General features: G+C 66.6%; 24 protein-coding genes. 13 read left to right on the top strand and 11 right to left on the bottom strand.

Going from position 1 to position 23,943, the window contains the following annotated elements; all coding sequences use genetic code 11:
• Positions 1-78: 78 nt before the first annotated feature.
• The gene (locus BLM15_RS09940; RefSeq protein WP_236846627.1) at positions 79-960 is read right to left on the bottom strand and encodes a LysR substrate-binding domain-containing protein; all 882 of its coding nucleotides are present in this window, start codon (positions 958-960) and stop codon (positions 79-81) included.
• A gap of 117 nt (positions 961-1,077) precedes the next feature.
• Between BLM15_RS09940 and BLM15_RS09935 the strand changes: the two genes are divergently transcribed.
• On the top strand, positions 1,078-2,403 hold the full coding sequence (locus BLM15_RS09935; RefSeq protein WP_126112596.1) for a serine hydroxymethyltransferase: 1,326 nt from the start codon (positions 1,078-1,080) through the stop codon (positions 2,401-2,403).
• A 184-nt stretch (positions 2,404-2,587) separates the two neighbouring features.
• Here the strand turns inward: BLM15_RS09935 and BLM15_RS09930 are convergent, their stop codons facing one another.
• Positions 2,588-3,952, bottom strand: coding sequence for a serine hydrolase domain-containing protein (locus BLM15_RS09930; protein WP_126112595.1), 1,365 nt, complete (start codon positions 3,950-3,952; stop codon positions 2,588-2,590).
• Between the two features lie 168 nt (positions 3,953-4,120).
• On the opposite strand from BLM15_RS09930, the gene BLM15_RS09925 reads away from it, so the two are divergent.
• Entirely contained in the window at positions 4,121-4,333 is a 213-nt protein-coding gene (locus BLM15_RS09925) for a DUF3126 family protein (protein WP_126112594.1), read from the top strand.
• Between the two features lie 123 nt (positions 4,334-4,456).
• Here the strand turns inward: BLM15_RS09925 and BLM15_RS09920 are convergent, their stop codons facing one another.
• Positions 4,457-5,182, bottom strand: coding sequence for a hypothetical protein (locus tag BLM15_RS09920; protein WP_126112593.1), 726 nt, complete (start codon positions 5,180-5,182; stop codon positions 4,457-4,459).
• 172 nt (positions 5,183-5,354) lie between these two features.
• Here BLM15_RS09920 and BLM15_RS09915 point away from each other — a divergent pair, with 172 nt between their 5' ends.
• Together BLM15_RS09915 and BLM15_RS09910 are read left to right on the top strand one after the other, a co-directional pair.
• On the top strand, positions 5,355-5,684 hold the full coding sequence (locus BLM15_RS09915) for a DUF6949 family protein (RefSeq protein ID WP_126116127.1): 330 nt from the start codon (positions 5,355-5,357) through the stop codon (positions 5,682-5,684).
• 55 nt (positions 5,685-5,739) lie between these two features.
• Entirely contained in the window at positions 5,740-6,270 is a 531-nt protein-coding gene (locus BLM15_RS09910; RefSeq protein ID WP_126112592.1) for a gamma carbonic anhydrase family protein, read from the top strand.
• Between the two features lie 197 nt (positions 6,271-6,467).
• Here the strand turns inward: BLM15_RS09910 and BLM15_RS09905 are convergent, their stop codons facing one another.
• The 3 genes from BLM15_RS09905 to BLM15_RS09895 form a co-directional block, all read right to left on the bottom strand.
• A complete protein-coding gene (locus tag BLM15_RS09905; protein ID WP_248310658.1) occupies positions 6,468-7,070 on the bottom strand; it encodes a transglutaminase-like cysteine peptidase in 603 nt (200 codons plus the stop codon).
• Positions 7,071-7,665: 595 nt separating this feature from the next.
• Positions 7,666-8,214, bottom strand: coding sequence for a PilZ domain-containing protein (locus BLM15_RS09900; protein ID WP_236846626.1), 549 nt, complete (start codon positions 8,212-8,214; stop codon positions 7,666-7,668).
• Positions 8,215-8,343: 129 nt separating this feature from the next.
• Positions 8,344-8,913, bottom strand: a complete 570-nt coding sequence (locus BLM15_RS09895) for a PAS domain-containing protein (RefSeq protein ID WP_126112589.1) — start codon at positions 8,911-8,913, stop codon at positions 8,344-8,346.
• A 367-nt stretch (positions 8,914-9,280) separates the two neighbouring features.
• On the opposite strand from BLM15_RS09895, the gene BLM15_RS09890 reads away from it, so the two are divergent.
• Entirely contained in the window at positions 9,281-10,099 is an 819-nt protein-coding gene (locus BLM15_RS09890; RefSeq protein WP_126112588.1) for a rhomboid family intramembrane serine protease, read from the top strand.
• A gap of 190 nt (positions 10,100-10,289) precedes the next feature.
• Positions 10,290-10,721, top strand: a complete 432-nt coding sequence (locus BLM15_RS09885; RefSeq protein ID WP_126112587.1) for a CBS domain-containing protein — start codon at positions 10,290-10,292, stop codon at positions 10,719-10,721.
• A 23-nt stretch (positions 10,722-10,744) separates the two neighbouring features.
• Here BLM15_RS09885 and BLM15_RS09880 read toward each other — a convergent pair whose 3' ends face one another.
• The 3 genes from BLM15_RS09880 to folE form a co-directional block, all read right to left on the bottom strand.
• Complete coding sequence (locus BLM15_RS09880) at positions 10,745-11,704, bottom strand: patatin-like phospholipase family protein (protein WP_236846625.1); 960 nt, start codon at positions 11,702-11,704, stop codon at positions 10,745-10,747.
• Positions 11,705-11,910: 206 nt separating this feature from the next.
• The gene (hisI, locus tag BLM15_RS09875; RefSeq protein ID WP_126112585.1) at positions 11,911-12,312 is read right to left on the bottom strand and encodes a phosphoribosyl-AMP cyclohydrolase; all 402 of its coding nucleotides are present in this window, start codon (positions 12,310-12,312) and stop codon (positions 11,911-11,913) included.
• 157 nt (positions 12,313-12,469) lie between these two features.
• Positions 12,470-13,111 carry a GTP cyclohydrolase I FolE gene (gene folE, locus BLM15_RS09870; RefSeq protein ID WP_126112584.1) on the bottom strand — a complete coding sequence of 214 codons (642 nt, stop codon included), beginning with the start codon at positions 13,109-13,111 and terminating at the stop codon, positions 12,470-12,472.
• A 156-nt stretch (positions 13,112-13,267) separates the two neighbouring features.
• On the opposite strand from folE, the gene BLM15_RS09865 reads away from it, so the two are divergent.
• Positions 13,268-13,717: an iron-sulfur cluster assembly scaffold protein gene (locus BLM15_RS09865; RefSeq protein ID WP_126112583.1), complete on the top strand. Its 450-nt coding sequence runs from the start codon at positions 13,268-13,270 to the stop codon at positions 13,715-13,717.
• A 3-nt stretch (positions 13,718-13,720) separates the two neighbouring features.
• Here BLM15_RS09865 and BLM15_RS09860 read toward each other — a convergent pair whose 3' ends face one another.
• The gene (locus BLM15_RS09860) at positions 13,721-14,452 is read right to left on the bottom strand and encodes a phosphatase PAP2 family protein (protein ID WP_164547465.1); all 732 of its coding nucleotides are present in this window, start codon (positions 14,450-14,452) and stop codon (positions 13,721-13,723) included.
• A gap of 188 nt (positions 14,453-14,640) precedes the next feature.
• Here BLM15_RS09860 and yidD point away from each other — a divergent pair, with 188 nt between their 5' ends.
• On the top strand, positions 14,641-14,877 hold the full coding sequence (yidD, locus tag BLM15_RS09855) for a membrane protein insertion efficiency factor YidD (RefSeq protein WP_206438657.1): 237 nt from the start codon (positions 14,641-14,643) through the stop codon (positions 14,875-14,877).
• On the opposite strand, the gene BLM15_RS09850 is transcribed toward yidD, so the two are convergent.
• Complete coding sequence (locus BLM15_RS09850; protein ID WP_126112580.1) at positions 14,858-17,416, bottom strand: hypothetical protein; 2,559 nt, start codon at positions 17,414-17,416, stop codon at positions 14,858-14,860. The two genes, yidD and BLM15_RS09850, sit on opposite strands and share 20 nt — an antisense overlap.
• A gap of 284 nt (positions 17,417-17,700) precedes the next feature.
• On the opposite strand from BLM15_RS09850, the gene thrS reads away from it, so the two are divergent.
• From thrS to surE, 5 genes are all read left to right on the top strand, one after another.
• Complete coding sequence (gene thrS / locus BLM15_RS09845) at positions 17,701-19,698, top strand: threonine--tRNA ligase (RefSeq protein WP_126112579.1); 1,998 nt, start codon at positions 17,701-17,703, stop codon at positions 19,696-19,698.
• A 46-nt stretch (positions 19,699-19,744) separates the two neighbouring features.
• On the top strand, positions 19,745-21,034 hold the full coding sequence (locus BLM15_RS09840; RefSeq protein WP_126112578.1) for a DUF2157 domain-containing protein: 1,290 nt from the start codon (positions 19,745-19,747) through the stop codon (positions 21,032-21,034).
• The gene (locus BLM15_RS09835; RefSeq protein ID WP_126112577.1) at positions 21,031-21,654 is read left to right on the top strand and encodes a GDYXXLXY domain-containing protein; all 624 of its coding nucleotides are present in this window, start codon (positions 21,031-21,033) and stop codon (positions 21,652-21,654) included. The genes BLM15_RS09840 and BLM15_RS09835 overlap by 4 nt, the downstream gene beginning before the upstream one ends.
• Positions 21,655-21,870: 216 nt before the next feature.
• Positions 21,871-23,172, top strand: a complete 1,302-nt coding sequence (gene serS, locus BLM15_RS09830) for a serine--tRNA ligase (RefSeq protein WP_126112576.1) — start codon at positions 21,871-21,873, stop codon at positions 23,170-23,172.
• A 4-nt stretch (positions 23,173-23,176) separates the two neighbouring features.
• Positions 23,177-23,938, top strand: coding sequence for a 5'/3'-nucleotidase SurE (surE, locus tag BLM15_RS09825; RefSeq protein ID WP_126112575.1), 762 nt, complete (start codon positions 23,177-23,179; stop codon positions 23,936-23,938).
• Positions 23,939-23,943: the final 5 nt, after the last annotated feature.

The following is a 23,943-nucleotide window of genomic DNA, read 5'->3' as shown; positions in this document are numbered from 1 at the left end:
AGGCGATCCCTACCGACTTGTCCGCTCCTATTGCATCATCCTTCAGCCATAGCGTGCACTGGTGGCTAACGAGCCGGATCAGCCGTTGGTTTCCAGCCAGGCGACGACCTCGGCCCGCCGCGGATGCGGCTTGCCGACCGGCGGGAACAGCATGGTGAGACGATCGCCGCTGGGGAATTCCTCCGCGAAGGGCGCGACCAGCCGCCCGTCGGCAAGGTAGGGCGCAACCAGGCTCCGGCGGCCGATCAGGATGCCGGCGCCGCCGAGCGCTGCATCGAGAGCGAGCGCATAGAGCGAATAGGACGGGCCGCGGCCGGTATCGCTTCCGCTTGCGTCGGCATGGCGCAGCCAGCGCGCCCAGTCACTGCGCCAGACGGCATCGTGCAGCAGGGTCTGGCCAGCGAGGTCGGCGGGGGTCCGCAATGCGCGGGCGAGCGCCGGGGCGCAGACCGGGAACAGGCTGTCTTCGTCGAAGGCGAGTGCGTTGGCCGGCGGTTCGGCGAGGTAGAACAAAGCAAGGTCGAAACAGTCGTGCCGGCCTGTCGGCGGCTCTTCCATCGCGTTGATCGAGATCGGCAGCCCCGGGAACGCCTGCTGCAGCGCCGGCAGGCGCGGCGACAGCCAGAGCTGGGCGATGCAGGGCAGGGCGGCGATGGCGAGCGCCCGGCCGGCATGGCTCGCCTTGAGCTCATGCACGGTCAGGGCCAGCGCATCGAAGGCGGCGCTGAGCCGCGGCCGAGCTTCCTGCGCGGCCTCGGTCAGCGCAACGCCCTGCGGCAATCGCCGGAACAATGTCAGGCCGAGGAAGGCTTCGAGATGTCGAACCTGCTGGGCGATCGCGCCTTGCGTCACGCCGATCTCCTCGGCCGCTCGCGAAAAGCTGCCGAGCCGCGCCGCCGCCTCGAAGGCGCGCAGCGCATTGAGCGGTGGCAAGGGCGGGCGAGGCGGTCTGACGGGCATGCTGGCGATCCGGGAGGCCTAGATTTTCTAGCCCTGCCGGCGACGATAACTGGTTTGCATCCGGGCCGGCAAATCGCTGCAATGGCCCAACGAAACAAGGCTTGGCGAGGGATGGCGATGACGGTGAAACTGGCGCGGCGCGGCTGGGTGCCGGCGGCGAGCGAGGACTATGTGCTCAGGATCGCCGGCGAGGTCGCCGGCCAGGACCGGGCGGCACGCGAGACCAGGCTCGCCGATCTCATCGTCGAGAACCGCACCATCCACGAGCGCGACAGCGTCAACCTCAACCCGGCGACAAACGTCATGAACCCGCGGGCCGAGGCGGTGCTGGGGCAGGGACTCGGGACCCGGCCGTCACTCGGCTACCCTGGCGACAAATACGAGATGGGCCTCGAGGCGATCGAGCAGATCGAGGTGATGGCGGCCGAGCTGGCGGCGCAGGTTTTCGGGGCAAACTACGCCGAGATCCGCGTGCCCTCCGGCGCGATCGCCAATCTCTACGTCTTCATGGCGGCGGCGAAGCCGGGCGACGTCGTGATCGCGCCGTCGCCCGCGATCGGCGGCCACGTCACCCATCACGGCGCCGGCGCCGCCGGGCTCTATGGCGTCGTTACCCATCCCGCCCCGATCGATGCCACTGGTTACACGGTCGATGTCGCGCGCTTGCGCGAGGATGCGCTGAGGCTCCGGCCGAAGGTCATCAGCATCGGCGGCAGCCTCAACCTGTTTCCGCATCCGATCCGCGAGATCCGTGCCATCGCCGACGAGGTCGGCGCGATCGTGCTGTTCGACGCCGCCCATCTCTCCGGCATGATCGCCGGCCATGGCTGGCAGCAGCCGCTAGAGGAGGGCGCTCACGTCATGACGATGAGCACCTATAAGAGCCTGGGCGGCCCGCCCTCCGGCCTGATCGTCACCAATGACCCCGCGGTCGCAGAGAAGCTCGACGCCATCGCCTATCCCGGCCTCACCGCCAATTTCGACGCAGCCAAGTCGGCGGCGCTCGCGATCACCATGATGGACTGGCAGGAATTCGGCCGCGACTACGCGGCGATGATGGCGGCGACGGCCAAGGCGCTCGCCGAGGCTTTGGCAGAGCGGCAGGTTCCGGTCTTCGCGCGCGATCGCGGCATGACGACCTCGCATCAGTTCGCGATCGAGGCTGCGCCCTATGGTGGCGGGCAGGCCGCGGCGAAGCGGCTGCGCGCGGTCAACATCCTGAGCTGCGGCATCGGCCTGCCGATCGCGGAGGTCGCCGGTGACGTCAATGGCCTGAGGCTCGGCACGCCCGAGATCGTCCGCTTCGGCATGAAGCCGGAGCACATGCCTGAACTCGCCGGTTACATCGCTGAAGGGTTGTCTGGCGCACGTCCGGACGAGGCGATCGCCAGCGACGTCACCGCCTTCCGCCGGCGCTTCGGCAGGCTGCACTATGTGAGGTGAGGCGTTTGCGCGGATGAAGTGCGCGGGGAACCCTTCTCCCGTGTGGGAGAAGGGCAGGGATGAGGGCCTGCCCTGTCCGAATTGGGTCGCAGCGGCACCCGTTCCGCTCCACTAACCAGCGGCGGTCCCTCACCCCTATCCCTCTCCCATCCGGGAGAGGGATCCCGCGCATGAATTACGCCCTTCAACCGCCGTAACGCTCCAGCATCTCGGCCTTCAGCGTCTCTTCCGCGATGACATGCGCAGCCCCAAGCCAGGCCTCTTCGATCTCGCCCGCGGCATTGCGAACGAGGCGCACTGGCTCGCCGGGGCTGGCGAAGGCCGAGGCCTTGACGATGCGGCCTTGGTCCTCGCCGTCCGGCACGATCTCGCCGGCATCCAGGAACGGATTGAACAGCGCCGGGTTGGCCATCAGCACCTTGCCCTCGACCGGGACAAGATCGCCCGCGCCCCAGATCGTCCAGAGCCGCTTGCGCCAGCGCTCGGTCGCCGGCGTCGGGCCGCCATGCTTGGCGAAGGTCTTGAAGATCTCGACCACTCCGTCGAGCCAGGGATGGGCGAGGCCGTCGATGGCGTTGGTCAGCACCGAGACGGTGAGCCCCTGTTCCGGCACGGTGGCGGTGCGGGTGATGAAGCCCTGGAAGCCGCCGGAGTGGCCGACCCAGTCCCAGCCGTCGCCGCCGCCGGAGATGGTGCCGAGCCCGTAATGGCGCCCCAGGCCGCTCTCGGCGTCGGGCCAGAGCCGGCGCGTCATCTCGCGGCGGCTGAGCGCCGACAGGACGCTGCGTTCGGCCTTCGGCGAGAGCTGGGCGATGTAGCGGGCAATGTCGGCCGCGGTCGCGACGAAGCCGGCGGCCGAGATCATGGCATTGCCGGGATTGTCGGCCGGGATCACCACGCGCCGGCCGAGCGGCAGCTTGCCGCTATGGCCCTTTGCCATTGGCCCGTTCCACAGCGTGATGTCGGGCCTGGTCTCCTTCAGACCGGCGGGCGCGACGATCTCGCGGGCGATCCAGTCGGGGTAGGGCTCGCCCGTCACCGCCTCGATGACGAGGCCGAGCAGGCCGAAGCCGTGATTGGAGTATTTGAAGCGCTGCGAGGCTGGGAAGACCGGTGGGCGGGTGAGATCGGCGAGGAGCTCATCCTTGCGCAGATAGGGCTTGCGGTCGAAGAACTGGCCGGAATCGACACCGTCGCGGGTAAGCCCGGCGCTGTTGGAGAGAAGCTGGGTCAGCGTCACCGCCGCGACCTCGGGGTGCAGGCCTTCGACATAGGAGCCGGCCTTGTCGTCGAGCCGCAGACGTCCCTGTTCGGCAAGGCGCAAGGTGCCCGCGGCCGTGAAGCTCTTCGAATGTGAGGCGATGCGGAAGCCGTGGCGCGGCGTCAGCGCCTCGCCTGTTGCGAGGTCGGCGCTGCCGAAGGCGGCCTCGAGCACGATCTCGCCGCCATCGGCGATCGCGACCGCGCAGCCGGGCTGGTCATGGAAACGGCGCTGGAATTCGAGCCAGCTTGCGACATAGTCGAGCGCGGCAGGCAGCCAAGGCTTCATCGGGGAATCCATCGTCGAGCAAAGCAGGAGTGAGAGCTTGGCACGGGTAATGGCGCTGCGTCAGCGCCGCAAAGCGCAAGAGCCATGCGTTGTAGCCGGATCGCCTTGGTCCTTGCCCTCGCGCCTTACGCGTGGCATCCGTCCGGGCAACACATAAGGATCGTTACCGTGGACAAGACCGAACTCGCCAAGCTCGAAGCGTATCTGCGTCGCACCTTCGCCAACCATGGCATCAGCGTGCGCGCCCGGATGAAGAAGACCGACTCGGCCGAGGTCTATCTCGCCGACGAGTTCATCGGCATCATCCATGTCGATGACGAGGACGGTGACCGCTCGTTCAACTTCACCATGGCGATCCTCGACGTCGATCTCGAGGACTAGAGCCGGATCCGATCAGGTTGATTCAACCTGATCGGTGAAGCTGTCTCTAAACTTAAGATAGAGACCGTTTTACCGATCTGCTTGCGATGCAAGCTGATCGGAACGGGCTCTGAGGCTAGGCGCTCAGCGCATCAGCCCGTCGATGCTGCGGCGGACGCCACCGAGCATGATCTGCCAGTCGGCAACGATGGCACGCGGAAAGCGGATGTTCACATCGACACCGCGATGGCGGAAGGTCACGCGGCAGGGCTCGTCGAGACCGGTCTGAGCGGTCTCGACCGGGCAGCGTGCCGCAAAGCCGCGCGCATCCGGCACCGAGACATAGAGCTCGTCGCCCTCATAGGGCGAGCCCTTGCGGAAGCCACGCACCACCAGCCCACCCGGATTTGACCAGACCGTCGGCGTCAGGAAGCGGGCATAGACGGAAAGCTGCGTCGCCGGCTCGTTGACCTTGTCCGGCGGGCTCAAGGTCACCAGCAGGCGTTGCCGGCTCTCCGGCACCACCGGGCCGAGGCTCGGCCAGTCGAGGCGCAGGCGCGCCATCCCGACCAGGCGCCCTTCGTCGCTGTCGGCGCCGGTCAGATTGGCCGGAATCGCCAGCACGACATCGCCGACCCTTGTCGGGTGCAATTCGGTCCCGGCATCGGGGTTGGGGCGGGTGGCGAACAGGGCAAGGCCGGTGCCTGCCAACCCAAGGACGACGATGGCGGCTGCGAGCCGCAGCAGTGCCCGGTCACCACGGGGCAGGACCGGCGCCGGGCGGCGCCGCAGGTGATTGCGGATCAGCGTCGCGACATCGGTGGCGCTACCGAGTGGCTGAGCTTGGTCGGGCGCGGCGTAGAGGCTCATCACATTTGTCCCCGGAACCGGCGTGCGGCCCTGTCGGAAGACTGAACCAGAGCCGCCTTAACGTCCCGTAAACCATGTCCGCGCCGGCGTGGTTAACCATTGGTTAAAGCTTTGCTTCCGCGTTGAGCGACCTTGCGCCATGGTTCGGCAGCATCCGCTGGAAGCCGTGCCCGTGACGCTCGAACCCTCTGCCGTCGAAGCCCTGAAATCTCTGGTCCTCGGCTTCGCCTTCGCCGGTCTGCTGGCGAGCGCCTTCGAACTGTTCACGCAGAAGCGTGCCGGCTTCGAACTCTTGCAGGGCGGCGGTGTCGGCGCGGTGGCGAGCGTGCCAGTCGTGGTGTTCAGCGCGCCCTTCCTGATCCTGCGCAACACCGTGCGCGGCCGGCGGATCGAAGGGCGGCCCTTCTTCTTCGTCATGGCCGCGAGCATGATCGCCTCGCTCTGGAGCCTGATCAGCGGCCGGGTCGTGCTCGATCTCCTGATGATGTTCGGCGCGGCTTGACGACAGGGCGGGCCGCCTTGCAATCCTCGGGCTGAAAAGCTCCGGAGGATACGCCATGCCACTCTACTCGCTCGACGGAACCGCGCCGGAGACGCCGCCGGAGGGGCAATGGTGGCTCGCGCCCGATGCCCATGTGATCGGGCGCGTCAGGCTCGCCCGGGATGTCGGGATCTGGTTCGGCGCGGTGCTGCGCGGCGACAACGAATGGATCGAGATCGGCGAGGCTACCAACCTCCAGGAAGGCTGCGTGCTCCATACCGATATGGGCGCGCCGCTCAGGGTCGGCGCCGGCTGTACCATCGGCCACCGCGCCATCCTGCATGGCTGCACTATCGGCGATAACAGCCTGGTCGGCATGGGCGCGACCGTGCTCAATCATGTGAAGATCGGCCGCAACTGCTTGGTCGGCGCCAACGCGCTGGTGACCGAGGGCAAGGAGTTCCCGGACAATTCGCTGATTGTCGGCTCGCCGGCGCGAGCGATCCGCACGCTCGACGAGACGGCGATCTCAGGCCTGCGCGCCACGGCTGCCGGCTATGCCGAGCGCTGGAAGCTGTTCGCCAAGAGCATGAAGCGGATCGACTGATCGCTCCGCGCGGTTCCGTCTGTTCCTGAAAACGAAGCGGGCCGGCTCCCGGGGAAGGAGCCGGCCCTGGACGATGCCCGGTCGGGGACGGGTGGGTGGGGACGTGACCGGACTCGTCGTCTGGTGGCGAAGCCCATCTAGACTTCGCCGATGTCGTGTCGCGCCGGGTTTTGTCCCCGCCCGGCGCGCTGTGTCGTTCAGCGCAGCGAGGCCACCGTCGCGGTCGAGAGGCCACCGAGCGAAGCCCAGCCGGTGCGGGCCTGGGATTCGCGCTTCACATAGGTGTAGCCGGTCTGGCTCCAGGGCAGGATCGCGTTGCGCTTGTTGTCGAGGATGAAGTCGCCGCGGTCGGTGCGGATCATCAGCACGGCATGACCGGCATTCTCTTCGTCGATCACGACGGTGACGCGCATGGCCCGGCGCGGCACGCCGGCCTCGGCGAGACGCTGGCGCTTCAGCAGGACATAGTCCTCACAGTCGCCCTTGCCGTCGGTCGGGATGTCCCAGCGATCGACCACGCCCCAATGGTCCTGGTCGGTGATCGCCTCGATCTCGCGATTGGCCTTGACGTTGTTTGCGACGATCAGCTTCCACAGCTTCGGCGTCAGCTCGACCGACTCGGCTTCGCGGGTGTCTACGGCGCATTCGCTCGGCATGCGCTTGCAGAAATCCGTCCAGGCGTAGGGCGCGCGGGCCTCGCCGCCGGCGACGATCGGTGCGCTGGCGATCGGCAGGCCGGCGCTCTGCTGCGCCTCGGCGCCGGTCACGCCGACGCAAGCGATGATGGTAGCAGCGGCCAAGCCGCGAAATCCCCGGAAGCTCGAAAACATGTCGTCCCCTTTCCTGTCCCGGGAACGACCATGCTCTTGGGCTGTAGAGATCGCTTGAAATGAAAGCTGACAATTTTACTGAAATCGAGCCTATTGATCGCAAAAATACTTAGAGAAAAACATGTATAAAACTGAGAGTAAGAATTTTCAGCGCTCGCGTCAGGAAATCTTAACCGTGGGTTTTCTTAACCATCCAGTCTCTTAACCATGGCTGGGGGCGGGGGGCGTGTTTGGTCGGATTGCGGGCGTGGTGCGGAGCGACGCGCGGGGAACCCTTCTCCCGTGTGGGAGAAGGGCAGGGATGAGGGCCTGCACTATCCGTAGAGGGCGCAGCGGCGCCCTCGCGCTCCAATAATCAGCGACGGTCCCTCACCCCTGCCCCTCTCCCATCCGGGAGAGGGGTTCCCAGAGGATGGCGCCGCTGTCGTCATTTGCTGGAGTAACCGAGCAGCTGCGCCGCGGGGGCACGCATGACGATCGTTACAATGTCATCCTGATGGGGCCGGATGCAGCTCCCCCCGAAAATGACTACGCGGTTCAGCCAGAAGGACGCCCGAGACCGGACTCAGAGTTCGAGATTCTCGTCGAGCAGGTCGGCGGAGAGCGGCATGCGGAACTGGGCCGCATAGCCCCCGTCGAATCGGCGAACGATCATCGCCGCAGTGCTGCCGAGCCGGACCGCCGTGCCCATCTCGAACTGGTGGTCGCTGGCGAAGGCCGCACCCGACAGCGAGAAGTCGATCAGCCGCACGGCATGCTCGGTCCCGTCCTCGAGGACCAGGACGCAACGCGGATTGCGCGGCACGATCCGTTCATGGCGACGATCCTCGGGCAGGCCGAGCTCCTCGCGATTGGCGAGCCAGGTCAGCTGTGCCGTGAATTTCTCGCGCTTGCGGCTGGTCGCTGTGATGGTCATGGCGAAGCCGGCGGGCGTGGTGCGAACCGCCGTGCCTTCGATGCGGCCGAGATGTTCGAGGTAGACGATGACGCGGTCGCCGATCGCGGGCTTTGCCGGCGCAACCATATGCAGGCCGCCTGGCGAGATGTCGGTGGTCTGGCAGGGATATTCCATGCGATTGGGCAGCATGTAGCGCCCCAGCAGGACGACCTTCATGCGTTGATGCCGCCGGCGCTCGACCGGAACCGAGCCCGTTTTCGGATTTTGGGGCGCCGTCAGCATTGCAGACCTTGTTCCTAACAGGGCCATGCTAGCGGGCCGCCGGTTAAGAGGCGGTTAGTCGTATCAAACACGCCCACCCGGCAGAAGCATCAGTTTCGGCCGTTTGTCTTCCTGTGGCTCGGCCTTACGCAGGGCGCGCGCATCCGGCCAGATCATCCTGAGTGAGATCATCCGCATCGAATCGAGCGTGTCGAGGCCGAGCCATTCCGGCGATAGGGTCGGCGAGAGCGCGCCGAGGATGCGGGCATGGGTGCGCCCGCGATAGCGCAAGGGCAGCAGCAGGAGTTCGAGATGGACGGTGGCGCCGTTCTGCGTCTGCGCCGAGAGGCCGGCGACGGCGCCCGCCGTTTCATCCATCACGGTCTGGACGAGGCGGCGGATGTCACCTTGCGCCTCGACATCGGGCCAGAGCGCGACGAGCGCGCGCCCACGCAGCTCGCGTCCGAACAGGGCGCAGAGCCGCGTTCCAGCCAGGCGGAAGACCGGCCCGATCGGCTCGTTCTCGAGAACGAACGTGTCGGCGAGCGCATGACGCAGCGCGCCCGGCTCGATCTCGCCCCGTTCGGGTGCGCTCCGTTCGCCGCGCAGCGTGTCCCAGTAGTCGAAGACCAGGCGGGTGCTCGGGTTTTTCATATCCTGTCCAGTCCGATCTGTGCTGTCCCCGGTCGTGCGAAGGCGTGCCAAATCGGAGCGCATTCGTTCGAGGCGGGGACGGTCGGGTCCTTGCGAATCAACAGGACGCAGCACGCATGCCGTCTTGCCACGCGGCCCGGACAGGGGGAGGCGGCAGGGGTTGTTAAGGTTAAGCAAGGGTTAAGCTTGTGGAAGATCGCTAAAATGCCGGATAGTTCAGGCGTCGAATTCGAGCCCGTCCGAACCGTTCGGGCTCACTGGAAAGGCGGGGGGCGCGGGGGCGTGACCGGCCGGGGAGGAAAGGGGAGAGCGTCAGCTCTCCCCTTTTCTGTTGCCTGCCGACGACCGATGCGCGAGTGAGGGCGTGATGGCGGAACATCCAGACGATCCTTACGGTCCTCCGGCGCGCGAGCCGGTCTTCAACCTGCCCGGTGCCGTCGTCTGGCTGATCGCCGCACTGGCGCTGATCCAGGGCGCGCGCGAGCTGCTCAGCGCCCGCGACGACTTCCTTCTCGTTTCCTGGCTGTCCTTTGTACCGGCGCGGCTGACGCTCTGGTTCGCGCCTGAGCGCCTCGAAGAGGTCGCCCGGAGCCTGGGGGCCATCGGCACGCCTGATTTCGTCCAGCGCCTGCAATTGGTCCGCCTGCTGCTGGCCGATGGCGGCGGCCAGCTTTGGACCCTGTTGAGCTACGGGCTGCTGCACGGCTCCTGGCTGCACCTGATCTCGAACGTCGTCTGGCTCGCGGCCTTCGGCAGCCCGGTCGCAAGGCGGCTCGGGGCAGGGCGCTTCCTGATGCTGATGGCGCTCTCGACCATCGCCGGCGCCTTGCTGCACTGGTGGTCGCGGGAGCTCGACGTGCTGCCGCTGGTCGGAGCCTCCGCCGGTGTTTCGGGCGCGACGGCGGCTGCGATCCGCTTCGTCTTTTCGCCCGGCGTGCATTTCGGCGGGCTCGGCCAAGACGAGGTGGTGCGCGCGATTCCCGCCGAGCCGCTCGGCGGCCTCTGGCGCAATTCGCGAGCCATGCTCTTCGTGGTGATCTGGTTCGTCACCAACATCCTGTTCGGGGCCGGCCTGGTGCCAATCCTCGGCGAAGAGACCAGCATCGCCTGGGAGGCGCATATCGGCGGCTTCCTTGCCGGGCTGCTGTTGTTCCCGCTGCTGGATCGCGGACCGGTCCGGCGCTGACCACAACCGGAGCGGGCAGGCTTCCGCCCGCAATCGCCTTGCCGTCGCCTCAGACTTCGCTCACATTGGACTCAGTCCAGCGTGGCGTCGCGCCGCGGACGAAATAGTCCGTTGGCCCCCGGTGCTGCTCTCGTCGCAACTCATCAACGTGCGCCGGCCAACGGCGCCGCTACCGTCGGAGGAGAAGTCGATGAACGTCGCTCATATTCTCGGCAACAAGGGAGCTGAGGTGGTTTCGGTGCAGCCGCATCGGACACTCGGCGAGGCGACGCGGACCCTGGCCGAGAAACGGATCGGTGCCGTGGTCGTGACCGGCGCGGATGGCGGCCTGCTCGGCATCCTGTCCGAGCGTGACATCATCAAGGCCCTGGGCACGGACGGCGCCGCAGCGCTGGAGACGCCGGTGTCGCGGGCGATGACCGCCAAGGTCGTCACCTGCCGTTCGGACACCAGCGTCGACGAGCTGATGGAAATCATGACCTCGGGCCGCTTCCGGCATGTGCCGGTGGTAGATGGTGGCCGCATCGCCGGCATCGTTTCGATCGGCGACGTCGTCAAGCATCGCGTCGCCGAGATCGAGGCCGAAAGCCGGGCGATGCGCGACTACATCGCGATGGCCTGAGGCGCGGACCTGCGACCTGTCGCCTAGTTCAGCGGCAGGTGGTTGGCGGCGACGATCGCGCCGATCTCGTCCAGCGCGCGTTCGGCCGCTTGCCGGCCGAGCGCGATCGCTTCGTCGGCGCGATGGAAATCGAACAGGCCGACGCGGCCGAGCTTGGGGCCGATCATCACATCGGGCGGGTCGCCGGCGAGTCGCGAGCGCGAGATCCGGTCCTGTGTGATGTTAAAGGCATCGACCATCACGCCGGCGAGCCCCGGCTGGTCGTTGTTGGCCTTGCCGACGATGCCGCGCATGCGCTCGCGCATGCCGCCAAACCAGCCGGTGGCCGGGCGCTGCTCGTGCGCGGGCTCCGGGTCGGCATCGGCGCCATAGGACTGGATCACCGTGCCGCGGCCGGTCATGTCGCTGTTGAGGTTGACGCAGAGCACGACGTCGGCGCCGAGCGCGCGCGCCACCGTGACCGGCACGGGATTGACCAGCGCACCATCCATCAACCAGCGACCACCCAGCTTCACCGGATCGAACACGCCAGGCAACGCATAGGAGGCGCGCAGCGCATCGACCAGCGAGCCGCGGGTCAGCCAGATTTCGTGGCCGGTGCCGAGTTCGGTGGCGACGGCGGCATAGGTCTGCTTCAGCTCGCTGATCTGCAGCCCGGCGAGGTCGCGTTCGAGCAGACGCTTCAGACGGCCGCCCGAAATCAGTCCGGCGCCGCCGAGATGGAAGTCCATCAGGCCGACGACGCGGCGCTTGGTCAGGCCCAGGGCGAACTCGCGCAGCGGCTCCATCTTGCCGGCGGCGTAGCAACCGCCGACAACCGCGCCGATCGACGTGCCGGCGATCACCTCAGGCGCGTAGCCGGCCTCGGTCAGGACATCGAGGACGCCGATATGGGCCCAGCCGCGCGCAGCGCCGCCGCCAAGTGCCAGGCCGATCCTCGGCCGGCTGAAGCGCGGGGCGGTTTCGGAAACGAGGTCGTTCATCGCAGCTCCGCCGCCGCCCAATCCGAAAGCCCGTCTAGCGATGTTCTCCAGCATCATCGGCGCGATCCCTCCGCGGGAGAATCAGGATCGCGCCAGCCGATGAGCGAAAGGTGAACGGCGCCGGGACCCTAGGCGGCTATCAGTTGCTTTTGAAGGAAACATGAAAGCTTGGTGAAAGGATTGCCAACGAAGCAGGCATTCCCGGTTCAGAAGGTCAGGGGCCCGTCGGCCGCCACTCCGACAGGCTTAATCCGATAGAAGCAGCTGTGACGGCCGGTATGGCAGCAGCCGCCGTCGCCGCTGACATTGACCTTGATCCAGATCGCGTCCTGATCGCAGTCGACCCGCATCTCGGTGATGCTCTGGAGCTGGCTGGAGGTCTCGCCCTTGCGCCAGAGCGCCTGGCGCGAACGCGACCAGTACCAGGCCTGCCCGGTCTCGATGCTCAGCTGTAGCGATTCGGCATTCATATGCGCCACCATCAGCACCTCGCCGGTCGCGGCATCGGTGGTGACGCAGGTGACGAGGCCGTCACGATCGAATTTCGGCGCGAGTACCGCACCTTCCTCGGTCTCGGCCTTGCTGGAGAGGGTGGGAAACGCGGTCATGTGAGGATCCTGAGAACAACGCCTCGCATATAGGACGCGGAAAGCATCCCGTCACCGCGCGCAATGCTCAATGTCATTCCCGGACTGCGCGAGACGCAACCCGGGAAGCGCGGGGCGAGATGCCCGGGCTGCGCCCGAGCATGATGATCAGGAGGACCTACAAGCCGGGCGACTTCACCATGGTGAAGAAGCGGACCTGCTCGGCTGGGTCGCGGAAGCGCCCGGTGTATTGCGTCGTCATCGTCGACGAGCCTTGCTTCTGCACACCGCGCATCGACATGCACATGTGCTCGGCCTCAACGAGGACGGCGACGCCGCCGGGCTTCAGCGTCCGTTCGATCGCCTTGGCGATCTGCGCCGTCATCGTCTCCTGCGTCTGCAGCCGGCGCGCGTAGACATCGACCACGCGTGCGAGCTTCGACAGGCCGACCACGCCGCCGTTCGGATAGTAGCCGATGTGGACCTTGCCGACGAAGGGCACCATGTGGTGCTCGCAATGCGAATAGAACGGGATGTCGCGGACGAGGACCATGTCCTTGTAGCCGTCGACTTCCTCGAAGACGCGCTCGAGCATGTCGTGCGCGTCCTCGCGATAGCCCTTGTAGAACTCGCGATAGGCCTTGGCGACGCGCTGCGGCGTATCGAGCAGTCCCTCCCGCGACGGATCGTCGCCGGCCCAGCGGATCAGAGTGCGCACGGCCTCCTCGGCCTCACTCTGCGTCGGCTGGGTAATGATGAACTTGTCTGCGGAGGGGCTGCGCGCCCGCTCTACGGACAAGGACTTAACCACATTGTCCATGTGGAGCCTCCCGTTTCGGTTTCGCCGGCCTCACGACCGGCAGGTCAGACAAGTTCGCCCGCTCGTCCAGCGAATGGCGCGCTCTCCCTAAGAGCGCGCCGGCACTCTATATTGGTTGCGAAAGCCGGCAACTCCAGTCCCCGGCCGGGACAACCCATGCTGAACGACGTCTACAACAAGCGAATCCTGGAATTGGCAGGAAACATCCCGCTGCTCGAGCGCCTGCCGGCGCCCGATGCCACGGCGACCGCCCACTCGCGCCTGTGCGGTTCCACCGTCACCATCGACCTCATCATGGACGAGGATGTCGTCACTGGCTTCGGCCACGACGTCCGCGCCTGCGCGCTCGGCCAGGCTTCGTCCTCGATCATGGCGCGCCATGTCGTCGGCTCGACAGCCACCGAGCTGCGCGAAGTCCGTGAGCAGGCCCGCGCGATCCTGAAGGCGGGAGCCGAGCCGCCCGGCGGCAAATGGGCCGATCTCTCAGTGCTCGTGCCGGTCCGTGACTTCAAGGCGCGCCATGCCTCGACCATGCTGACCTTCGACGCGGTCGTCGATGCGATCGGCCAGATTGAGGCGAAGCGCCGCGAGACGGTCGCGGGCTGAGCGCTATTTCAGCCCAAAGGCCTGCCGGGTTTCGACCCGTGTCTCGTCGAAGCGGACTTTGAAGGTCTTGTCGGCGAGCAGTGCCTTGGCGACGACGCGGCCGATCTTGTCGCCGGCCTCCAGGTCGGTCGGATAATGGAAGCCGCAGACGAGGCGGCTCTCGTCATAGCTCTTGACCCGCTCCTCGAATTTGTCGGCGAGCTCCGGAACCGTTTCGGACAGCAGGGTGGCGTAGAGCGCTGCTGTCGCGGCGTGCGCCGAGGGGAAGGAGGTCCCCTCGGGCCGACCGCCAGGGCAGGGCTTGACCCTGACCTTGTTCCACATCTGGAACGGACGGATGCGGCTGGTCAGGCGATTGACGCTCTTCAGGAGGATGGCGAGTTCGATCTGCGCCTCGCGCATCAGGAGCCGCGTCTCGCGATGCGTGCCCTCGACATAGGCGTGGTCGATGCCGTTCAGGAACGCATTGAGCGTCTGGTACTGGTCGGCAATCGCCTGCTTCTCGCGTTCGGGCGTGCGCGCCGAGGAGATGGCGAGGACTTTCTCGAATTCGGCGCGGTGCTCCGGCGAGTTCTGGGCCGGTGGCAGACCCATCACCTTGGCGACGTCGATTTTGGCGGCGTCGAGCCAGATCAGATAAGCTCTCTGCTGCGCTGCCGCCGGTGTGGCCAAGGCCAGGGCGAGCAGCAGTCCGCAGAGGGCGGGGGCGGAGGCAAGGAAACGTGCGCGCATCATGACCGGGATCTGGGAAGGCGGGATCGAAGCGGGGCGATGGAAGGTGGTCGGAAGGGAGTCGGCAGGGTTCAGCCGAGTCATACTTGCCTAAACATGCTGAAAAAAGCCTTTCGTGGCGACGCAGCCTCGCGCTTGCACCGCGGCGGGGTGCTCACCTCCTGATCCGCGGCTATCAGCTCAGCTTCTCCATGCTGATCGGCCGGCAGTGCCGACACTGGCCGTCCTGCTCGGAATACACCGACGAGGCCATCCAGCGTCACGGCCTCTGGGCCGGGGGCTGGGTTGGCTTTTCCCGCATCTGCCGCTGCACCCCGCTCGGCACCTCCGGCATCGACCTGGTCTGCGAGGAGCTGCCGCCCGAAGGTACTTGGTACAAGCCGTGGGCCTATGGGCGCTGGCGCGGCGTCAACGGTCCGGCATCTTGACCGGCGCGCTCGCGGGCTGCTCGGCGATGGTCCTCTGCTCGGGCGCGGAGAGGGGCTCGTTGAGCCACATCCGGGCCTTGAGCAACGATTGGCAATTGCGCCGGTGATAGGTCTGCCGGTCGAGATATTCCTGAACCGGCTTTGACAGCCACCAGCTCATTGACACCTCCCTCAACACCGTCGCCCGGTTTGGCACGGCGGGAGGAGGCGCCCCCTCAGCCGGGGCTTTCGCGCCGGTGGCGAGTTCCGTCGATGGGCTGGTCCGCTCGAAGCATTTCGGTCGTTCGATCTCGGCCGGCACGTACTCGAAGCCCGTCAGCCTGTCGACGATGGCGAACTTGTCCTGAGTCGGGGCCGAGGGTTCGCCGAAGACGAGGAAGTCGGCGACGTTGTCCTTACCGACCACGCCTGCCAGCGTGGCGAGGGCATAGGATCCACGCGCGCCGCGGGTCGACAGCACCGTGTTCACCGGCGCCATCAGTAGTGGTGCCAGTGAGTCTTCGCGCGGAGGCGGGCGCTGGTCGCGCTCCGGATCGGCGATGAGGTCGACCGGGTCGTTGGCGATGTGGAGCACGACCGGCGCAAGGCCGAAGCGCTTCAGCGCATCGGCGATCTCTGCCGTCGTCGTTGCCCCGTCATTCTCGAAATAGCCGCCGTCGACGGCCCGGAGCGTGACGTCGCAGCCATCGGCGAAGCGGCCGGCTGGCGAGACGATCGGGAAGCGCGCACTGTTCAGCGCTGCGCTGGCGAGGGTGAGGTCGAGGCCGTTTCCGCGGGCGATGGCACAATTCGGCCTCGGCGAGGTCAGTTCGCCGAGGAAGCGCGACGCTTCGAAGGCGTCGACGAACAGCGTCGGCCTGTCGAGCTTGATCTGTGTGGCGGGTTCGAGTTGATTGGCGAGCTGGCTGGCGAGAACGCGCTTGCCGGTTTCCTCCGAGGTCGCATTGAGCACGAGGAGTGGGAGCCAGTTGCCGTCCTTGCGCGCGCTTTGGCCGAACCGGCTGAACGACTGGGCGAGGTCGCCCCGTGCGGGCATCGTCTGCGTGCCCTGTGCCGGCGCGACGACATTGTCCTGATAGTGGTTGATCCAGCTGTTCTCGAGGATGGCGGCGCGATCGAGGAAATGGCCGTTTGGCCAGAACCGGCCGAGCATAGGCTCAAGAAAGAGGAACGGTTCGCTCGTCACCAAGGCGAGCACGGTCGGCGAGAGGAAGTCCTCGCCGGACAGCACCTGCAGACAGTCGCGCCATTTGCTGTCGTTCGGCGTCTTGTAGAAATGCGCCGGGCTCTTGTCGATGCAGGGCGGCAGCAGCGTGGGGTCCTTCGGATCCCGGCGTGCATCGCTCATGGCGGCGACGGCCTGGACCGCCCCGAGCGAGCCGCCCGAGACGCCTGAGATCGCGAAGACCCGCTTTCCCAGCAAAGGCACGGTGGCATCGGGCCCTTCGCAGGCGCGGCCGGGCTGCCGGCAGGGATTGTCGAGCAGCTCGCCGAGGATCGTCGCGGCGAAGAAGGCGGCGCGCGAGGCGCCACCCGCAATCGTCACCAGGATCGGGCGCGGACAGGTGCCGCTGCCCACGCAATTCGCCTGTTTCCAGGCTGCGACAGCCTCGCCGAATTCCATGGCCGGCTGCGGTTCCTGCTTGGCGCGCGAGACGAGATTCGAATGGCCGCAGGAATTGGCGGCAAGGAGCCAGGCGACCAGGAGAAGCACGGTGAAGGGGAAGCGAGTCCTCTGGCTCGCCACCCCGATTTGCGTGAAAACCGGAATCCAGGCGCCGAACAGTATAGGCACGAGATAGATGCCCGAGGCCACCGCAAGCAGGCGATCGCCGAAGGCCGCGACTGCGCCGAGCATGACCAGGCCGAGCGCGAGCCAGACCGCCGCATGCAGGCTCACCGCCTCTCGCCAGCCGCTTCCGCCTTTTCCTTCCGTCGTCTTCTTCTCCCGGAAATGCGCCTCGGTTCTGACGATCTCCCGGATATTGCGACCCCACAGGAAGAGATGGGCCGCGATGCCGCAGGCGAGGGCGACATAGAAGCCCGCCGATCCGTTGCGGAGAATGCCTGCGGACAACGCCAGGGAGCCGATACCGTCGCGTGGCAGATCGGCCAGCGCCGCCTCATAGCCGCACCAGACCGCGAAGAAGGTCAGGAGCGCGAGCGCATAAGGCACGACGACGACGAAGGCGCGGAAGCGGCGATCATAGATCGCCATGTCGCGCGGCGTCAGCTCGCGGGACGGGCCGATCAGCCAGGCGCTTTCGCCGAGCAGATGTTCGGCAGAAGCCTGAACGGCACTGCTCCAGGCGATGATGTGGATGACGAAATAGACCAGCCAGCGGAAGAGCATCTCCCAGAAGCGGGGATAGTCCGTTCCCGGCCCGAAAGCCGGTCCCTGGAAGACCAGAAAGAGGTCGCGCGCCTGCGGAACCTGCGTCAGCAGGAGATAGCCGAGCAGGACTGAAATCGCGGCGACACGGCAGGCATAGATCACCCGCAGCAGGTCGCCGATCCAGTTGAATGGCCACGAATCCACGTCTCGCAGGACGGGCGCCGCGGCGTCCGGTGACATCGCTGGCTGCATGGCTGTCGAACCGATTGCCGGGATCGGAGGTCGATTGCATAACCTATCGTCAGTCTCGCCGCGGTTGCAAGCGGCCATGCTGCGATTTGCAATCCTGCGATTGCCTGCATCGCCTGGCTCGTATAGGCGGGGCCGGCGCGCGTGCCGAACCGGCTGCAGGCCACGCCGCCCCGCTCATCCATGCAGCCGGCCTTGGCTTACGGGGCTTGTATCCCCGAGTGAGCAGGAGCCGATCGATGACGATCTCCCTGACATTTCCCGATGGCGCGAAGCGCGAATTCCCTTCCGGTATCACCGGCAAGGAGCTCGCCGGCGGCATTTCCCCCTCGCTGCTGAAGCGCACGGTCGCGATGGCGCTCGACGGCGCGGTCGTCGATCTCGCCGATCCGATCACCGCCGACGCGAAAATCGAGTTCCTCAATCGCGAGGATCCGCGCGCGCTGGAATTGATCCGGCACGACTGCGCCCACGTCCTCGCCGAAGCGGTCCAGGAACTCTACCCCGGCACGCAGGTGACGATCGGCCCGGTCATCGAGAACGGCTTCTTCTACGATTTCTTCCGCAACGAGCCATTCTCGCCGGAGGATTTTGCGCCGATCGAGAAGAAGATGCGGGAGATCGTCGCGCGCGACAAACCCTTCACCAAGGAGGTCTGGAGTCGCGACAAGGCCAAGGCCTTCTTCCGTGACAAGGGCGAGGCCTTCAAGGTCGAGCTGGTCGACGCGATCCCGGAAGACCAGACGCTGAAGATGTATGCGCAGGGCGACTGGATCGACCTCTGCCGCGGCCCGCACATGACCTCGGTCGGCAAGGTCGGCAACGCCTTCAAGCTGATGAAGGTGGCCGGCGCCTATTGGCGCGGCGACAGCAAGAACCCGATGCTGACGCGCATCTATGGCACCGCCTTCGCCCGGCAGGAGGAACTCGACGCCCATCTCAAGCAGATCGAGGAAGCGGAGAAGCGCGACCATCGCCGCATCGGCCGCGAGATGGACCTGTTCCACTTCCAGGAGGAGGGGCCGGGCGTCGTCTTCTGGCACTCCAAGGGCTGGCGGCTGTTCCAGGAGGTGCTGACCTATATGCGCCGGCGCCTCGCCGCCGACTATGAGGAGGTCAACGCCCCGCAGGTGCTCGACAAGTCGCTCTGGGAGACCTCGGGCCACTGGGGCTGGTACCAGGACAACATGTTCGCGGTGAAATCGGCCTCGGCGTTCGAGAACCCGAACGATCCGACGCGCGACCAGAAGGTGTTCGCGCTGAAGCCGATGAACTGCCCGGGCCATGTCCAGATCTTCAAGCACGGGCTGAAGAGCTATCGCGATCTGCCGATCCGGCTGGCCGAGTTCGGCAATGTCCACCGCTACGAGCCGTCGGGCGCGCTGCACGGGCTGATGCGGGTGCGCGGCTTCACCCAGGACGACGCGCATGTCTTCTGCACGGAAGAGCAGCTTGCCGCCGAGTGCCTGGCGATCAACGACCTGATCCTCTCGGTCTATGAGGATTTCGGCTTCACCGAGGAGCTCGTGATCAAGCTCTCGACGCGGCCGGAAAAGCGCGTCGGTTCCGACGCGGTCTGGGATCATGCCGAAGACGTCATGACCAATGTGCTGGAGACGATCGCGAAGCAGTCCGGCAACCGGATCAGGACCGAGATCAATCCGGGCGAGGGCGCCTTCTACGGGCCGAAGTTCGAATATGTCCTGCGCGACGCCATCGGCCGCGACTGGCAGTGCGGCACGACGCAGGTCGACTTCAACCTGCCGGAGCGCTTCGGGGCCTTCTATATCGGCTCGGACGGCGAGAAGAAGCAGCCGGTCATGGTCCACCGGGCGATCTGCGGCTCGCTGGAGCGCTTCGTCGGCATCCTGATCGAGCACCATGCCGGGCATTTCCCGCTCTGGCTGGCGCCCGAGCAGATCGTCGTCTGCCCGATCACCTCGGAGGCCGACGGCTATGGCGAGGAGGTCACCATGGCGCTGCTCTCGGCCGGCCTGCGCGCTCGCGCCGACCTGCGCAACGAGAAGATCAGCTACAAGGTGCGCGAGCACTCGCTGGCCAAGGTCCCGGTCATCCTCGCCGTCGGCAAGCGCGAGGCTGAGGAGAAGACGGTGACCGTGCGCCGGCTCGGCAGCCAGGCCCAGACGGTGATGAGCCTCGACGCCGTGATCGCGGCCCTGACCGAAGAGGCGACACCGCCCGATCTCGCCCGGAAGAAGAAGCTGAAGACGGCCTGAAGCGGCCATCTCGCCAAAACCCGTCAGCCCGTGCCAAATAGGCGCGATGCTGACGGGTTCCTATCGCAAACGGCTTGAAGCCGATCTCGGTCGCTGGGTGGGGGAGGGGCTGGTCAGCCCCGAGAGCGCTACGACCATCCGCCGCTCGCTGGCGCAGGAGGGCGGCGGCTTCAAGCTGCCGGCCCTGCTCGGCCTGTTTGGCGGATTGCTGATCGCATCCAGCGTCTCCGCCTTCGTCGCGGCGAACTGGGAGGAAATCCCGCGTCTCGTGAAGCTCGCCATGGTGCTGCTCGGCGTCGCCGGCGCGCTCGGCATCGCGGTGCGGCTGGAAAGCCGCGGCTCGACCGGCGGCGCCGATGCCGCTGCGACCTGCGGCACGCTGATCTTCGCTGCCGGCGTAGCCCTCGTCGGCCAGATGTACCATCTGCCGACCGATTGGCCGGGCGGTGCGCTGCTGATCGCCATCGGCGCGCTCATCGTCGCCTTCCTCTTGCGCTCGAACGGGGCGCTCGTCATTGCGCTCGTTGCGATCGCCGCCTGGAGCGGTGGCCGCTGGGACGAGCGCGAGGCGAACGCCCATCTCCTGTTCTGGATTCCCTTCCTGCCGGCGCTCTGGCTGGCCGCGACCCGGCACAACCGCCTCGTCCATCATCTTGCGGTGCTGGTGCTGCTCGGCTGGTTCGCGACCTTGCCTGGCCAGCACGCCTTCTTCCGCTTCGATTATGGGTTGCTCGCCTATTGGCTGGCGGTCTCGGTGCTGTTCGTCGCGCTCGGTGCGCTGGCGCTCGACCGTGGCGGGCCGGGCCTGCTCACCGCCTGCCTGCCCTGGGGGCTGATAGGCTTGATCCTGTCGCTCAATGTCGAGCTCGCCCGCATTCTCGATGTTAATGAGGCGAAGGCGGGCACGGCGCTGTGGCTGAACTATTTCGCCTATGCGCTGGCGCTGCCGGCGGTTATCGGGCTCGGCCTGCTGGCGCGCGAGCGCCGCTTCGCCTTACCGCTCGCGCTCGCGCTCTTCATGGCGCTGTTGGTGCCGGTGCTGTTCTGGAGCGGCGGCGCGGTCAGCATGGCCGGCAAGATCGTCGTCGCGGCGCTGATCCTGGCGGTCGCGATCGGCATCGTCATCGCCGGTGCGGGCGGCGGCGTCCGCCGGCTCAGCATCGCCGGCTCGATCCTGTTCGCGATCGCGATCGTGATCCTGCTCTGGCAGACGATCGGTACATTGCTCGACCAGTCGCTGTTCTTCCTGGTCGGTGGGGCGCTGCTGATCGGCCTCGCCAGTGGCATGCGCCGGCTCCTCGCCAAATTCAGCAAGCCGGCGGAGGTCGCGCCATGATCCGCCTGCCGTCCGCCGACGCGCTTCTCGGCCGCGTCTCGCCGCTCTGGCGCGGTCTCGCCGCCATCCTGCTGCTCTGCGGGCTCACCCTTGCTCTGGTCGAGTCGCGTGCCCGCATCCTGCGCTCGGGCACGGAGGTCAGGCTGGCGACCGCGCCGGTCGATCCGCGAGATCTCTTCCGCGGCGACTATGTCATCCTCGGCTACAAGATCAGCACGCTCGATCTCTCCAGGCTCGACGGCGACAAGATTTTCGAGCGCAACCAGCCGGTGTTTGTCCGCGTCGCGCCCGGCCTCGACGGGTTGGCCGAGGCGAAAGGCGTCTATCTCGCTCGTCCGGCCACCGGCGCCGGCGAGACCGTGATCGAGGGCAAGGTCGCCTCGGCCGGCGCCTGCGTCGCCAATGCCGATGGCGATCCCGATTGCAACGCCGGCCGCCGCGCTATCCGCGTCACCTATGGACTCGAAAGCTATTTCGTCCCTGAAGGCACCGGCCGCGCCATCGAGACCACCGAGCGCAAGCGGCTGGAGATCGTCGCGGCGGTGTCGAGCTCCGGGCAGGCGGCGATCAAGCGCCTGCTGATCGACGGCAAGCTCGTCCATCAGGAGCCGCCTTACTGAAGTGCGGTTCTTTCCCGTCATGGTCGGGCTTGTCCCGACCATCCACGCCTTCATCTGTCGAACGCGGTGTTCAAGACGTGGATGCTCGGCGCAAGGCCGAGCATGACGGTTGGTGCCTTGCCTCGCTCGCACCTTGGTCAAGCAGATGCAGCGCTTCCGTGCCGGCGCGGCATGCTCTAGAGGATCAGCCGATTCCACAACGGATCGGCTTGAGCGATGTACGACATCAGATGGATTCGCGAGAACGCTGAGGCGTTCGATCGGGGCTTGCAACGACGCGGGCTTGAGAAACTGTCGTCGTCGCTGCTGGTCCTCGACGATCAGCGCCGGGCCGCGATCGGCAAGTCGCAGGCCGCGCAGGAGCGCCGCAACGCCCTCTCCAAGGAGATCGGCAAGGCGATGGGCCAGAAGGACCTCGCGCTCGCCGAACAGCTCAAGGCCGAGGTCGCCGCGCTGAAGGAGCAGGTGCCGGCGCTGGAGGCCGAGGAGAAGGCTGCGGTCGAGGCGCTGAACACTCAGCTAGCCGCCATCCCGAACACGCCGCTCGACGAGGTGCCGGACGGCGCCGACGAGCATGGCAACGTGCTGCTGCACGCCCTTGGCGTGAAGCCGGAGGAGCGTGGGCTGCTCAACGGCATCAACGATCCCAAGGAGCATTTCGAGCTGGGCGAGGCTCTCGGCCAGATGGATTTCGAGAAGGCCGCCAAACTCTCCGGCTCGCGCTTCGTCGTGCTAGAGCGCCAGATCGCCAGGCTTTCGCGCGCCATTGGCCAGTTCATGCTCGACACCCACACCGAGGAACACGGCTACACCGAGGTCAATCCGCCTCTGCTGGTGCGGGACGCGGCGGTCTACGGGGTTGGACAGCTGCCGAAGTTCGAGGAAGACCTGTTCCGAACCACCACGGGGCATTGGCTGATCTCCACGTCCGAGGTGACGCTGACGAATTTCGTCGCGGACATGATCGTGTCCGAGGAGGAGCTGCCGCGCCGCTACACCGCGCTCACCCCCTGTTTCCGCTCCGAGGCTGGCTCGGCAGGCAGAGACACGCGCGGCATGCTGCGCCAGCACCAATTCGAGAAGGTCGAGCTCGTCTCGATCACGGCGCCGGAGAAGTCGCGCGAGGAGCATGAGCGCATGCTCGCCTGCGCCGAGAACGTGCTGAAGAAGCTCGATTTGCACTATCGCGTCATGACGCTCTGCACGGGCGACATGGGCTTCGCCTCGCAGAAGACCTACGATATCGAGGTCTGGCTGCCCGGCCAGAAGACCTATCGCGAGATCTCGTCCTGCTCGGTCTGCGGCGATTTCCAGGCGCGGCGCATGAACGCCCGCTACAAGACGAAGGATGGCAAGGGCCCGTTCTTCGTCCACACCCTCAACGGCTCGGGCACGGCGGTTGGCCGCGCGCTGATCGCGGTGATGGAGAACTACCAGAACGCCGACGGCTCGATCACCGTGCCCGACGCGCTGGTTCCCTATATGCGCGGGATCACCCGCATCGAGAAGGCGGCCTGAGCCCATGCGCATCCTGGTGACCAATGACGACGGCATCCATGCCGAGGGTCTCGCCATCCTCGAGCAGATTGCCGCCCAGCTCTCCGACGATGTCTGGGTTGTCGCGCCCGAGACCGACCAGTCGGGCGTGGCGCATTCGTTGTCGCTCTCGAACCCGCTGCGCCTGCGCCAGATCGAGGAGAAGCGCTTTGCCGTGCAGGGCACGCCGACCGATTGCGTGATCATGGCGGTGCGCTCGGTGATGGCCGAGATGAAGCCCGATCTCGTGCTCTCCGGCGTCAATCGCGGCCAGAACGTCGCCGAGGACGTGACCTACTCCGGCACCATCGCCGCCGCCATGGAAGGCACGCTGCTCGGCATCCCCTCGATCGCGGTGAGCCAGGCCTATATGGCGGGCGACCGCACCAGCATCATCTGGGACTGCGCCCTGCAGCATGCGCCCGGTATCATCCGCCGCCTGCTGGAAGAGGGGATTCCGGACGGCATCCTGTTCAACCTCAACTTCCCGAACGTTCCGCCTGCCGAAGTCGCGGGCGTCGCGGTGACGGCGCAGGGGCGGCGCGATCAGGAGCTGATGCGGCTGGAGCCGCGGCGCGACGGGCGCGGCAATCCCTATTACTGGATCGCCTTCCAGCGTGGGAAGCACGAGCCGGCCAACGGCTCCGATCTGCGCGCACTCGCCGAGAAGAAGATCTCGGTGACGCCGCTCGAACTCGACCTGACGCATGAGCCAACGATGACGCGCTTCGCGCAGCTCTTCGCCTGAAAGCC

This window comes from Bosea sp. Tri-49 (assembly GCF_003952665.1).
Taxonomy (GTDB): Bacteria; Pseudomonadota; Alphaproteobacteria; order Rhizobiales; family Beijerinckiaceae; genus Allobosea.
This window is presented reverse-complemented; position numbering and strand designations above follow the sequence as displayed.